The 12788-nt window shown below is 64.9% G+C and carries 10 protein-coding genes; 4 read left to right on the forward strand and 6 right to left on the reverse strand.

The genetic code is table 11. The annotated features are described in order from the left end of the window. Positions 1-143 precede the first annotated feature (143 nt). Positions 144-1529: an MFS transporter gene (locus tag CV023_RS00500; RefSeq protein ID WP_230743511.1), complete on the reverse strand. Its 1386-nt coding sequence runs from the start codon at positions 1527-1529 to the stop codon at positions 144-146. A 355-nt stretch (positions 1530-1884) separates the two neighbouring features. Here CV023_RS00500 and CV023_RS00505 point away from each other — a divergent pair, with 355 nt between their 5' ends. Together CV023_RS00505 and CV023_RS00510 are read left to right on the forward strand one after the other, a co-directional pair. Beyond that, positions 1885-3411, forward strand: coding sequence for an APC family permease (locus CV023_RS00505; RefSeq protein ID WP_230743512.1), 1527 nt, complete (start codon positions 1885-1887; stop codon positions 3409-3411). Beyond that, positions 3408-4298 (forward strand): universal stress protein, encoded by an 891-nt coding sequence (locus CV023_RS00510; RefSeq protein ID WP_230743513.1) that lies wholly within the window; start codon positions 3408-3410, stop codon positions 4296-4298. Before CV023_RS00505 ends, CV023_RS00510 begins: the two co-directional genes overlap by 4 nt. 145 nt (positions 4299-4443) lie before the next feature. Here CV023_RS00510 and CV023_RS00515 read toward each other — a convergent pair whose 3' ends face one another. The 5 genes from CV023_RS00515 to CV023_RS00535 form a co-directional block, all read right to left on the reverse strand. Continuing rightward, positions 4444-5913 carry an amino acid permease gene (locus tag CV023_RS00515; protein WP_230743514.1) on the reverse strand — a complete coding sequence of 490 codons (1470 nt, stop codon included), beginning with the start codon at positions 5911-5913 and terminating at the stop codon, positions 4444-4446. Positions 5914-6080: 167 nt separating this feature from the next. Then, positions 6081-6803 carry a DeoR/GlpR family DNA-binding transcription regulator gene (locus CV023_RS00520; protein WP_230743515.1) on the reverse strand — a complete coding sequence of 241 codons (723 nt, stop codon included), beginning with the start codon at positions 6801-6803 and terminating at the stop codon, positions 6081-6083. Positions 6804-6845: 42 nt separating this feature from the next. Continuing rightward, entirely contained in the window at positions 6846-7889 is a 1044-nt protein-coding gene (gene pdxA, locus CV023_RS00525; RefSeq protein ID WP_230743516.1) for a 4-hydroxythreonine-4-phosphate dehydrogenase PdxA, read from the reverse strand. A 10-nt stretch (positions 7890-7899) separates the two neighbouring features. Further along, positions 7900-9324: a four-carbon acid sugar kinase family protein gene (locus CV023_RS00530; protein WP_230743517.1), complete on the reverse strand. Its 1425-nt coding sequence runs from the start codon at positions 9322-9324 to the stop codon at positions 7900-7902. Beyond that, positions 9321-10826 (reverse strand): GntP family permease, encoded by a 1506-nt coding sequence (locus tag CV023_RS00535; RefSeq protein WP_230743518.1) that lies wholly within the window; start codon positions 10824-10826, stop codon positions 9321-9323. Before CV023_RS00535 ends, CV023_RS00530 begins: the two co-directional genes overlap by 4 nt. Before the next feature lie 312 nt (positions 10827-11138). On the opposite strand from CV023_RS00535, the gene CV023_RS00540 reads away from it, so the two are divergent. Both CV023_RS00540 and CV023_RS00545 read left to right on the forward strand, forming a co-directional pair. Continuing rightward, entirely contained in the window at positions 11139-11927 is a 789-nt protein-coding gene (locus CV023_RS00540; protein ID WP_230743519.1) for a MerR family transcriptional regulator, read from the forward strand. Between the two features lie 93 nt (positions 11928-12020). Beyond that, positions 12021-12734: a CPBP family intramembrane glutamic endopeptidase gene (locus CV023_RS00545; RefSeq protein ID WP_230743520.1), complete on the forward strand. Its 714-nt coding sequence runs from the start codon at positions 12021-12023 to the stop codon at positions 12732-12734. The last annotated feature ends 54 nt before the right edge of the window (positions 12735-12788 follow it).

Raw genomic sequence — 12788 nt, forward strand, 5'->3', positions numbered from 1 at the left:
CTAACCCACTACAGGCGGGATCGGCGGAGCGACGTGCACGATGAGGAACTGGGTGGGTGCCTGTGAGGACAGAGTTCGGGCCCGCCGGAATGACTCCGACGGGCCCGAACTCTGCACTTGTGTCACTCTGCAGTTGTGTCAGTTCACTTCTTGTCGTCGACGAGTTCGTTGTCGTCGAAGACGACGTCCGCTCCCTCTTCCGGAAGACCCGCACCGCGCATCGAGGCACCCTTGGTCTCCTTCATGAAGATCGTGGCGATGAATCCGATCACGCAGGCACCCATCACATAGTACGCGGGGATGATCGGGTTGCCTGTCGATCCGATGAGGGCATCGTTGACCGACGGTGCCGTTCCGCCGAAGAGCGCGGTCGAGACGTTGTAGGAGATTGCGAAGCCGGCGAAGCGCACCGGGCCGGGGAACATCGCCGGGAACGTCGCCGAGATCGTCGACAGCTGCGGGATGTAGAGGACGCCGAGAACCGCCAGACCGACGAGGGCCCAGACGAAGCCGTTGGCCATGAGCATGAACATCGGGATGGAGGCGACGAAGAGTCCGATGAGGGAGAAGTACCAGACCGGTTTGCGACCGACCCTGTCCGAGATCATGCCGCCGAACGGGATGAGGATCATCATGAAGGCCTGGGCGAGGAACATCACCGTCAGCGAGGCGTTGCCGTCCATACCGACCGGATCTTTCAGATAGGTGGGCATGTAGGACAGAAGTGTGTAGTTGACGACGTTGACCGCGACGACCATGCCGCCGAGGATGAGGAGCTGCTTCCAGTAGTCGGTGAAGAGGACCCGGAAGACCTCCTTGACCGACTTGCCCTGGTCGCTGTCCTCGAGCTCCGTGTACACGGGGGATTCGTCGAGCTTGGTTCGCAGGTAGAGTCCGACGACGCCGAGGACGCCGGCGAGGATGAACGGGAGCCTCCAGCCCCAGTCCATCATGGTCTCTTCGCCGAGTCCGAGCTGGAGCAGCAGGACGATGAGCGAACCGGCGGCCATGCCGGCCAGAGTGCCGAACTCGAGGAAGCTGCCGAAGAATCCGCGACGATGATCGGGTGCGTACTCGGCCATGAAGGTCGCGGCACCGCCGTATTCGCCTCCGGAGGAGAATCCCTGGATGACGCGCAGCAGCATGAGGATGATCGGTGCCGCCACGCCGATGGTGGCATAGCTCGGCAGCAGCGCGATGCAGAAGGTGGAGCCTGCCATGAGCAGGATCGTCAGCGCGAGGACCGCCTTGCGACCGAGCCGGTCGCCCATCGGACCCCAGACGATTCCGCCGAGAGGACGGAAGACGAAGGAGACGGCGAAGGTGAGCAGGGCGAGCAGCTGTCCATGTTCGCCGGGGAAGAAGTGTTGGGTGATGTACGCGACGGAGACCGCGTAGAGGCCGTAGTCGAACCATTCGGTGGCATTGCCGATCGCCGAGGCGGCAACGGCCTTGCGCACAGTCTTCAGGTCGGGCGTGGGTGGGGACGCGAGTGTCGCGGAATTCGGGTGGGAGTTGGGGTTGCTCACGAGATCCTCCGATCGTCTGGGGCCGCCGATCGAGCGGTCCGCTGGGAAGAAGCGACTATGAACGCTACGAGGATCTGCTCAGCCTTTCAACGTGGACTCGCTGTCAAGCCGGCGGCGTGTCGCTGGCGAAAGGTTTACCCTGTGGGCTTCTGACCTGGCGTGATGCCATGAAGTGAGGGAACTTCATCTGTTGGTGAGGTTCACAGGAAACACCAAAGATATCGTCACGCCAAGCTGGTTGACTTCGAAATCGATCAATGGTCTCACCCCGTCGACGGGTTTCGGTGGTGGTAGTCTGCCGATCATGTGACCTGGGACAAACGGGTGCTGGGCCTGACCACGAGGAGAAATTCTCATGGGAGTGCTGAGGAAGAAGGATGTCAACGACGTCATCCATCAGAACGATGACGCCGGTGAAGGCGGGCATCTGCGGAAGAATCTCGGTGCCAAGGACCTCATCGGATTCGGGATCGGCATCGTCATCGGCACCGGCATCTTCACCCTCACCGGCCTCGAGGCCAAGGAGCATGCGGGTCCCGCCGTAATGATCTCCTTCGTCATCGCTGGTGTCGTCGCTCTGCTGGCCGCCCTGTGCTATGCGGAACTCGCCGCCGCCGTGCCGACAGCAGGCAGCTCGTACACCTATGCCTATTCCACGATCGGTGAGATCTTCGCGTGGATCATCGCCTGGGATCTCATCCTCGAGTTCGCCCTCGGGGCCTCGGTCGTCGCCCGCGGCTGGTCGGGATACATCGCCGGAGTGTTCGACCTGCCCTCGGCGTGGTTCGCCGAAGAAGGGTCGATCGTCAACCTCGGCGCGATCTTCATCTCCCTCGTCCTCGGCTGGGTGGCCATGCGCGGGATCCGCGAATCCAAATGGGTGACCAACGGCCTCGTCATCATCAAGGTCCTCGTCTGCATCTTCGTCATCGTCGTCGGAGTCTTCTACATCAAGTCAGCCAACCTCGTGCCCTTCATTCCGCCCGCACAGCCGGTCGAGGAGGGTGCGACTTCGGGACTGCAGGCACCGTTGTGGCAGTGGGTCACCGGGATCGAACCTTCGAGCTTCGGCGTCGTCGGAGTCTTCGTGGCCGCCGCGGTCGTCTTCTTCGCGTATTCGGGATTCGAAGCGATCGCCAACCTCGGCGAGGAGACGAAGAAGCCTTCCCGCGACATGCCGATGGGGCTGTTGGGTACGCTGGCGATCTGCACCGTCCTCTACGTCGGGGTCTGCCTCGTCGTCACCGGCATGGTCCACTATTCGAAGCTCTCCGAGGGTGATGCGGTCGCCGATGTGTTCACGCAGAACGGCCTCGGCTGGGCGGGCATCCTCATCGGCATCGCCGCTGTCGCCGGACTCAGCTCGGTCATCCTCGTCGATATCGTCGCCATGGGCCGCATCGGCTTCGCCCTCTCCCGCGACGGACTGCTGCCCGGCATCTTCGCCCGCATCCATCCCCGCTGGGGAACCCCGGTGCTGATAACGGCCTTGACCGTCGGCTCAGTGGTGCTGCTCTCCGGGCTGGTGCCGATCTCCGTGCTCGCCGAGATGGTGAGCATCGGAACCCTGTTCGCCTTCCTCGTCGTCTCCCTCGCCGTGATCGTCCTGCGCAAGACCTCACCGAACATGAAACGCCCCTTCCGGACGCCGTGGGTGCCGTTTTTGCCGGTGGTCTCCGTCCTCTCCTGCCTCGGCCTGATGGCCAGCCTCGCGGTCGAGACCTGGTTGCGCTTCCTCGTCTGGCTGCTGCTCGGCTTCGTCGTCTACTTCGCCTACGGCAACCGGAAGTCGCGTCTCGCCCGCCGGGAACGTGAGGGAGTCGACCCCGGACCGACCGATACCGGTGCCGGGACGGTCACCACGGAGGCTGATCCGAAATGAGCGTCCTTGTCGGTTTCGGCGTCGACACGAAGAGCCGTGCGAGCGTCCGCTTCGGCGCCGACCTCGCCCGGACTTCGGGGGAGCCGCTGATCCTCTGCTGCGTTGTACAGGATCGATTCTCCTCGGCGCAGATGTCGGACTTCTCCGGGGTCTCCGATGACTGGAAGAAGGAGATACGGGGCATGACTTCGCAGGCGATCGCCGATGCGAAGTCCGCCCTGCCCGATGACGCCACCGCCGAGGTGGTCGTGCGGACCGGGCGATCCGTGACCAGGGTCCTCCACAACGAGGCCGTCGACCGCAATGCGCAGGTCCTCGTCACCGGATCCTCCGTCCGCGGGCCCTTGGGTCGCATCGTGCTCGGGAGCACGACCGATCGCCTCGTCCACTCCTCACCGCTGCCGATCGCCTTGGTGCCCCGCGGGTACAACTCCGACCGCACCGAGGTCAGCAGGCTCGTCTTCGCCGTCGACCCCTCACGCCGGACCGAACGCTACTACGACTCGGTGGCGCGCCTGGCCAGATGGCTGGGCGTCGGCATCGAGGTCGTCACCTTCGCCGTGCGCTCTTCGAAGCCCTCCGGTCTGGGGGCATTTGCCGACCAGGGCGTGTATTCGACCTGGAAGGAGCAGGTCCTCCGCGGTCACCGGTCGATCGTGACGGCCGTGGAAAGCGGAGAGGGAAGTGCTGGCGTCACCGGCACCTCCATCATCACCGGTGACCGGTGGTCGAGTGCGGTCAATTCGTTCGACTGGCAGGACGGTGACGTCCTCGTCGTCGGCTCGAGCGAGTCGGCCCTGCACGGCGTCTTCCTCGGATCGACCGCGACGCACATCATGCGGCACTCGCCGGTGCCGATGATCATGCTGCCCCAACCTCGGCGCTGAGCGGGGAAGCCGAAGGTCCGGTGGCCGTCTGCTGCGGACACCGGACCTTCGTCAATTCGCTCGTGTGGTTCTCACCGATGTGAGGCCGCCGCAGCGATTTTCACCTGTCTGATCCCACCCGGATCTCACTCGGCTGTTTCGGATCTCACTCGGCCATTCGGCTCGCCTTGGCTGCGGCGGCTTTCGTGCGCTGATCCATGGCCGGCGAGGTGTCGATGCCGCGCGCGGTGAGCTTTCTCTTCACGAGCGGCCAGAGGACGACGAGGACCGCGGTGGCCACGAGGCTGGTGCCCACCTGCACCCGACCAAATTCGCTGAGGAGCATGATGACGACGATGCCGAGGACGACGAGGATGAGGAAGAAGTTCAGTCCCGGAGTCAGCCACGACTTCAGGGTCAGCTTTTCCCGTTCCTCGTCAGAGAGCTTCGCGCGCATCCGCCACTGGGCCAGGGAGATGAAGACGTAGACGAACAGCGCGACGAGTCCGCCGGAGTTCATGATGAAGTCGAAGATGCCCGAGGCCGGCATGGTGAAGTTGGCGACCACCGCTGCCAGAGCGCCGAGGCTGGAGGCGATGAGTGCGGCAACGGGCACGCCGGTCTTCGAACGCTTGCGGATGATTCCCGGCGCATAGCCCTTGTCGGCCAGCGAGGCGAACATCCGCGATGCGGAGTAGAGGCCGGAGTTGAGCACGGAGATGACGGCAGTGAATAGCACGATCGTCATGATCGCCGAGGCTCCGGGCAGACCGAAGAGACCGTAGACGTAGGCGAACGGAGCGAGGGTGTCCGGATCCGGCAGCTCGTCCCAGGGCACGGCCATGACGATGATGAAGACGCCCCCGACGAAGAAGAGCATGATCCGCCAGATCACGGTGCGGGTGGCTTGGTTGATGCCGCGTGCCGGGTCGACGGATTCGGCAGAGGCCATGACTGCGATCTCGGTGCCGAAGTAGCTGAAGATGACGGTGGCGACGCCGATCATCACGGCGCTGAATCCCATCGGCATGAAGCCGCCGTGGTTCCAGAGATTGGGCACGGACAGGCTGGCATTGGGCCACACGCCGAGGACGAAGAGAGCCCCGACGACGAGGAAGACGACGATCGTGATGACCTTGACGCTGGCGAGCCAGAATTCGACCTCGCCGAAGACACGGACGGAGAGGATGTTCGTGCCGATGAAGACGATGACGAGGATGAGCGAGAACAGCCACGCCGGAACAGCCGGGAACCAGCCGGTGAGGATTCCTCCGCCGACGACGGCCTCGTAGGCGATGACGCCGACCCAGAAGTACCAGTACAGCCAGCCGACGAGGTAGGCCGCCCATCCGCCCATGGATTCGTTCGCGTATTCCATGAACGATCCGACGGAGGGCTTGCGCGCCGACATCTCACCGAGCATCCGCATCGCCAGGAAGACGAGGAGTCCGCCGATGAGGTAGGAGATGATGGCGGCGGGGCCTGCTGACCGGATGACATTGCCCGAGCCGACGAAGAGGCTGGCGCCGATGATCCCGCCGAGGGTGATCATTGTGATGTGGCGGTTGCGCAGTTTTCCGCTGTCGCTGGGGGACGCCTCAGTGCCGTCGGTGACGGCCTCTGTCGGTTCGCTCATCGTGCATTCTCCTTGAGAACCAGGGCCGCGACGTGGGGCTGCGGGGTCTCCGACATCCGCTGCCTCGTCACTGGCCGACAGGCGGTCACAGTTGAAACCGCCTCCGGGATTCTACACAAAATGTGTTCAACAGAAAGTCGATTCGTCACCCTGCGGTCACGCGTGGTTCACCGCGCACGCGGTCCATTCTCATCGATCCACACCCAGTCCTCAGGCATGGGCGCCCACGCGGCCACATCCCGTCCGGCCTTCGAACTGTCGGCGAGCACGACGACGGATCGGGCGCGTTCGGAGATGAGCTCCTTCGTGTGCGCCTCGTCGAGGGTCGGTTCGCCCAGGCCGTTCTTCTCATCCACCGCATCGGCGCCGAGGAACGCGACGTCGACGTGGATCCGGCCGAGGGCATGGTCGCTCAGCGCCCCGGTGGTGCCGTGGGACTTCGTCGACACCTCGCCGCCGACCATGATGACCTTCGGCCCCATCGGGTGGGCCAGGGCGAGGGCGATCTCAAGACCGCGGGTGATCACGGTGAGTTCGGCGCGGTGCCGAATGCGTTCGGCCACACGCACGGTCGTCGATCCGGCATCGAGGAAGATCGTGCGCACGCTCGAGTCCCTGATATGGGTCAGCGCCCAGGTCGCGATCGTATCCTTGGCCTCGGCATTGAGCTCCATCCGCTGGCCCAGCGGCGGTTCGACATATCCGGCAGCCGTGGCCCCGCCGATGGTGCGGATGACATCACCAGACTCGGCCATCTCCCGCAGATCCCGACGGATCGTCGACTCGGAGGTGTCGAGTTCGGACGCCAGGCGAGGGATCGACCACGAACCGGTCTTGAGCAGCGAGAGGATGTCATCGCGGCGCTTCTGTGTTCCCGTGCGGATTGCCATGTCTCGCTCCTTCTTTCCCTCGTCGGTCTACCGCACAGAAGCCTACTGCGGCAGGTACTCCTGGCGGATGCCATCGACGAAGGGAGCGTAGCCGATCGCCGCCCGGTATGCCGAGCGCATGGTCCCGGGATCTGCGATGCCCTGGCCCGCGATGTCGAAGGCCGTGCCGTGATCGACCGAGGTGCGCAGAATCGGCAGGCCGACGGTGACCGAGATCGTGCCGTCGAAGTCGAAGGTCTTCGAGGCGATGTGGCCCTGGTCGTGGTACTGGGAGAGGATTCCGTCGAACCGACCGGACAGTCCCTGGTGGAACACCGAATCGGCCGGGATCGGGCCGGCGACCTCGAGCTCGCCGGCGTTGACACGCTCGACGGCGGGACGCAGGATTTCGATCTCCTCATCACCGAAGGCCCCATTCTCGCCCCCATGCGGGTTGAGCGCAGCGACGGCCAACCTCGGCGAGTCCACTCCGTAGAGCTGGAGGGCTCGGTGGGCGCGTTCGATCGAATCGACCTGCGTGTCGACGGTGAGAGCGTCGATGGCCTTGCGCAGCGACATGTGACGAGTGGCGAAGAAGATCTGGAGCTTGTGGTCGGGGACCTTCGTGTTCTCGACGACGAACATCGTGTCCTGCTTCGTCACCCCGGTCAGCTCTCCGAGCATCTCCGTGTGGCCGAGGTGCTTCGACCCGGACTTCCACACGGCCTCTTTGTTGATCGGGCCGGTGACGATGCCGGCGATCTCGCGGTCCATCGCGGCGTTCGTGGCGATCTCGATCGCGGTCACGGAAGCCTGGCCGGCGCGGGCATCGACGACACCCCAGTCGGGCAGATCCGAGCCGAGCACGCCGACGTCGAAGACGTCGATGACGCCGGCACCAGCCGACGAGGTCGACCAGTCGGTGATCTTACGAAGTTCCACATCGAGGCCGAGGACCTCGACGGCGCGTCGCATCACGGCCAGATCCGCGACAGCCACGCCGTGCTGATCATCTTGTCCGGCGAACTCGGAGAGGACCTGGGCGGTGATCTCCGGACCGATGCCCACCGGGTCGCCGACGGTCACAGCGAGTACGGGTGCGGTCATGTCATTCTCCTCATGTTGGTGCATCTGTTTCGGTGGTGTGCTGGCCGGTCATCACTGCCGGACGGGGGGAGGCCGCGGCCAAGAGGTAGTCGATGCACTTGACTGCGGTGCTCGAATCCCCGATGAGGCCGCCCTTGGTCACGATCGGCAGACCGTCCGCGCCGCCTCCGACGAGGTGGCCGCCCACAGCCAGGGGGACGATCTCCTTCTCGACCTCCATCCCGACCGCGCCGACGGCTCTCATCACTTCTGCCGTGACATCGCCGCCGGTCGTATAGAGCCCGGTGATGACAGGCGAGGTCATGACCGCTGCCGCGATCGTCGCCAGCCGTTTCGTCGTCATCTCCGACTGCTCATCGCTGAGATCGAGAAGATCGGCGGACTCGAGCACGGTGGCGATGATGATCGCCTGCGCCGAGGTGACTTCGTCGACCAGTGCGAGTGTGGCCTCGACATCGGGGAGGTTCTCCTCATCGAGGATGGTGCGGATGAGGGTGATCCTCGGGTCCTCGGCGAGCGCGGACAGTTGGGTGCGGGTCACCTCGGTGGCCGAGCCTGAGATGCCGAGGATCGCCCCGCCGGGCCGAGTCGGCAGCAGGGACTGGGCGAGGGCGAGGCTGCCCGGTCCGGGATCGACGGTCACCCAGTCGAGCAGCTCGCCGTGACGCAGCCGGGCCTGAGCTCGGGCGCCGCGGTCAGGGTCCGTGGTGTCATCTTCTGCGATCTCCCTGGTCACCGCGGCAACCACGGAGCCGACAAGACCGACGTGCTCATCGGTCAGGGCGTCGGCGATGATGATGTCGGTGCCATCGGCGATGGCGTCGAGGACTTCGGTTCGGATCGCTGCGTGGCCTTCCAGCACCGTCGAGATCTCGATGAGCCGGCACTTCAGCTCGGTGCCGGTCCGCAGGATCGATGCGACGTCGGAGGTGTGCATGGGGGAGCGGACGTCGCGACTGAGCTCGGTGTGCTCGAGGAGTCGACCATGGAGGAGCTGCCGTCCTTGGACCGTCGTCCGGCCGGCGGTGGGAAAGGCGGGAATGCAGAGGCCCATGATCCGCTTCTTCTGCCCACCGTGCTCGGCGGCCAAGCCGGCTGCCCGTCTGCGGGCGTTGAGGGCCGCCTGAGCGGAGGGGCCGACATTGCCGCGCAGCGTCGTGTCAATGCGACAGGCAACGAGATCGACGTTGCCGGCGCCGGTGACGAGAGCATCGGTGAGCTCAGCGGCCTCCTCCGCTCCCAGGTGACGGGAGTCGGCGTTGAGGACGACGGCATCGTAGTCATCGAGCAGACCGTCGAGGTCGACGTTCTCATCTCCGTTCGTTCCGCTCACGGTGATCGTGCGCAGGCCCGCCTCGGCGAAGAGGGCCCCGCAGGCGTTGCCGCCGGTGAGGTCGTCGGCGACGATGAGGATGCGGGGGCTGTTCTCGCTCATACGATCAAGTCGAGCACGAACAGGAGCGGAATGGAACCCGCCCACACGGCAGTGGTGATGCCCGACCAGCCCTTGATGGCGTTGATGCCGTCAAGTCCGGCGAAGCGGGTGACGACCCAGAAGTACGAGTCGTTGAAGTAGGAGAAGACCATCGACCCGGCGGTGCAGGCCATGACCGCGACCAGCGGACTCAGACCCAAGGGTGCGATCAGGGGTGCGGTGACCGAGGCGGCGGTGATCATGGCGACCGTACCCGAGCCTTGGGCGATGCGCACGAGGGTGGCGATGATGAACGGCACGAGGAAGGCCGGCAGGCTGATCGAGGCGATCGCCTCTGCCAGGGCATCGCCGACACCGGATTCGGTGAGCACCATGCCGAAGCTGCCGCCGGCACCGGTGATGAGCAGGATGAGGCCGGCCGAGGCGGCACCGTCGGCCAGCCAGTTCTGGACCTTGCTGCGCGGGGTCACCCGGGGCAGGAGCGTGTAGACGGCGAGGACGAGTCCGATGATGAGCGCGACGACGGGGTTGCCGAGGAAGGCCAGCGGTGCGACCCAGGCGGAGGGTTCGTAGGCATCGCCGGCGAGCTCGCCTTGAGCGTTCTTGTCGATGGCCGTGGACACGGTGTTGGCGACGATGAGCAGCAGCGGGACGATGAGGGGGAGGAATCCGAGGAACGCTCCGGGCTTCTTCGTCGCTCCGGAGTCGGTGTCTGCTGCGTCGGTGGCTGAGTCCCCGGCTTCGGTCGAGTGGTCGGCGTCCTCACCGGTCAGTGTGGCCACGCCGCGGTGCTCGGTGTCCTCGCTGCCGCCTTCGACGGCACGTGCTCCCGCCGAGGTGGCCGTGGCCGATCCGTACACGTCGTGCTTGACCTTCTGGTTGAGCACGGGCTCGAGCTTCGGTCCGATCCAGCGGGCGTAGATGACGACGACGGGCAGCAGGAAGACGGTGAAGATGACACCGGTGAGGATGACCGCACCGATGTCAGCGCCGAGGATGCCGGTAGCCGCCAATGGTCCCGGGGTCGGCGGAACCATGTGGTGGGTCAGGGTCATGCCGCAGCCGAGCGCGAGCGCCAGAGTGACGTAGCCGCCGCGCTTGACGCGGGCGATGGAACGCGCCAGCGGGTTCATGATGACGTAGCCCGAATCGCAGAAGACCGGTATGGACACGAGCGAACCGACGGTGCCCATGGCCCAGGGTTCGCGACCCTGGCCGAAGGCGCGGAGGAACGCGCGTGCCAGAGAGTCGGCGGCCCCGGAAACCTCGAGGATCTTCCCGATTCCGACGCCCAGGCCGATGACGATGCCGATGCTGGCCAGCGTGTTTCCGAAGCCCGTGGTGATCGCGTCGACGAGCGCGAGCAGGTCCTGACCGGCGACGATGCCGGTGACGACGGATGCGACAAGCAGGGCGATGAAGGCGTCGAGGCGGGTCGCCAGGACGATGACGACGATCGTCGCGATCCCGGCGATGAGCGCCAGGATGAGTTGCAGATCCATGAGTTCCTCCGCGGTGAGGCCGGATCGCTGGGCGAACCGGGGTGTGGGTGGTGCCGTGGTCGTTGCTGTTCTCGTCCGCAGCGATCACGAGTCGATCGCGGCGGACGAGAGAAAGATGAACAGTATGAGCAAGTATTATCCATAACTGCGCATTAATGCAATGTCTGCCTGGGGTGCGGCATCCGGGATCGCGGCGAGTGTGCAGAGGGAAACTGTCCGGATAGGCTTCAGACCAAGGGCGCGGAGAGTGCGCCGGGCAGTCCGAGCAGGCAGGTGCTCGGATTCCGCGAAGTCAGGAGGGGGTTGCTGCCGATGGCATGGAGTACCCGCGAAATCGCCGATCTGGCCGGGACGACGGTCAAGGCGGTGCGTCACTATCATGGCCGTGGTCTGCTTGCCGAGCCGGAACGGGCCTCGAATGGCTACAAGCAGTACCGTGCCGAGCATCTGGTGAGACTGCTGCAGATCAGGCGACTGAGCGAACTCGGCTTCTCGCTCGGCCAGATCAGAGATTTCGACTCAGGCTTCGTCGACGATGATTCCGGGGAGTCTGAGCGATCCGATGGCCAGGCCGAGGGGATGGAGGCCATGCGTTCGACCCTGGAGGCTCTCGATGAAGAACTGGCGGCCGACATCGCCCGGCGACAGCAGATGCGCGATGACATCGCTGCCATCCTCGAGAACGGTACCGCCATGGACCTTCCGAGTGGATTCGGCACCGTCAGAGGTGCTCTCACCGAAGCGGATCGTGGACTGCTGCTCGTCTACTCGCAGGTTCTCGATGCGAAGTCGATGGCTTCGATGCGGGCGATGCTCGCCGAGGTGAACTCGACCGAGGCGTCTCGGGAGTTCCAAGCCCTCCCGGCAGACGCGGCCGAAGAGACCCGAAGGGAACTGGCGCGGCGCTACGCACCGCAGATCAGAGAGATCGGTGAGAAGTACGGATGGGCCGACCGCCTCGGCGAGGTGCCGCATCGCAAGCGTCGGCAGATGGAGGAGACGATCGGTACGGCAATGGTGCAGCTCTACAATCCGGCCCAGGTCGACGTGCTGGTGAGGGTCGAAGTCATCAATGCGGAGTCGGATCAGGGCCGCGGCTGAGAATTGTTCGCGGTTGAGGCTTGACCTTGCCCCTAGGGCAGGGTTTTCGGTGAAGATGTCAAGGAAATCGGATCTCTTCGGAAGGACCGAATCATGCAGTTCCCGATCGACACCACCATCCATCCGCCCCGCCGAGTGAGCCGACCCGGCTGGGCAGAGATGATCGTCGGCCTCATCGCCTACATACTCGCATTCGGGGCGGTCTTCCTCATCCTCAAGGCGGTCCCCGACGATCTCGCCGTTCTCAATGGCATCATCCAACTCGGGCTCTCGGGAATCATGGGTCTCGTGGCCTTCGCCGCCGCAGTTGCCGTCAAGCGCCGCGGCCTCGCGGCCTTCGGACTGCGGAGTGCCTCCTGGAAGTCGCTCCTGCTCGGGGCCGTTCTCGGTGTGGTCTGCTGGATCCTCGGCACCATCGCATCGCTGATCGCCTACTCGGTCAACGGCGGGCTGGACAATGTCCAGGGCGACTACCAGGCCGCCGCGGTCGGCGGAGTCCTCGCGGTCATCGGCACGGTGATCACAGGCGCGATCCTCACACCACTGGGCGAGGAACTGTTCTTCCGCGGTGTCCTCACCTCGGGACTGCTGCGTTTCGGCCCCTGGATCGGTGTCATCGTCAGCGCTGCGGTCTTCGCCCTGGCCCACGGAATCAACCCGGTCCTGCCCGTCGCGTTCATCGTCGGGATCATCAACGGCGTGCTGTTCCACCGGACCGGTTCGGTGTGGCCGGGAGTCGTCGTCCACGCCTTCAACAACGCCTCGGCAGCGTTCGTTCCCGTGGCTCTGGCGGCGCTCCTGGGCTGAAGAGTCGCCGAGGTGGACCTGGAAATGGGCCCTGGCCGGATATGAGATTCCGGT

Source organism: Brevibacterium sp. CCUG 69071 (assembly GCF_021023135.1).
Taxonomy (GTDB): domain Bacteria; phylum Actinomycetota; class Actinomycetes; order Actinomycetales; family Brevibacteriaceae; genus Brevibacterium.

Excerpts from the sequence above, each read along its gene's own strand:
- CV023_RS00510 (WP_230743513.1), top strand. The coding sequence starts at position 3,408 with ATGAGCGTCCTTGTCGGTTTCGGCGTCGACACGAAGAGCCGTGCGAGC.
- CV023_RS00535 (WP_230743518.1), bottom strand. The coding sequence starts at position 10,826 with ATGGATCTGCAACTCATCCTGGCGCTCATCGCCGGGATCGCGACGATC.
- CV023_RS00515 (WP_230743514.1), bottom strand. The coding sequence starts at position 5,913 with ATGAGCGAACCGACAGAGGCCGTCACCGACGGCACTGAGGCGTCCCCC.
- CV023_RS00540 (WP_230743519.1), top strand. The coding sequence starts at position 11,139 with ATGGCATGGAGTACCCGCGAAATCGCCGATCTGGCCGGGACGACGGTC.
- CV023_RS00545 (WP_230743520.1), top strand. The coding sequence starts at position 12,021 with ATGCAGTTCCCGATCGACACCACCATCCATCCGCCCCGCCGAGTGAGC.
- pdxA (WP_230743516.1), bottom strand. The coding sequence starts at position 7,889 with ATGACCGCACCCGTACTCGCTGTGACCGTCGGCGACCCGGTGGGCATC.
- CV023_RS00505 (WP_230743512.1), top strand. The coding sequence starts at position 1,885 with ATGGGAGTGCTGAGGAAGAAGGATGTCAACGACGTCATCCATCAGAAC.
- CV023_RS00520 (WP_230743515.1), bottom strand. The coding sequence starts at position 6,803 with ATGGCAATCCGCACGGGAACACAGAAGCGCCGCGATGACATCCTCTCG.
- CV023_RS00530 (WP_230743517.1), bottom strand. The coding sequence starts at position 9,324 with ATGAGCGAGAACAGCCCCCGCATCCTCATCGTCGCCGACGACCTCACC.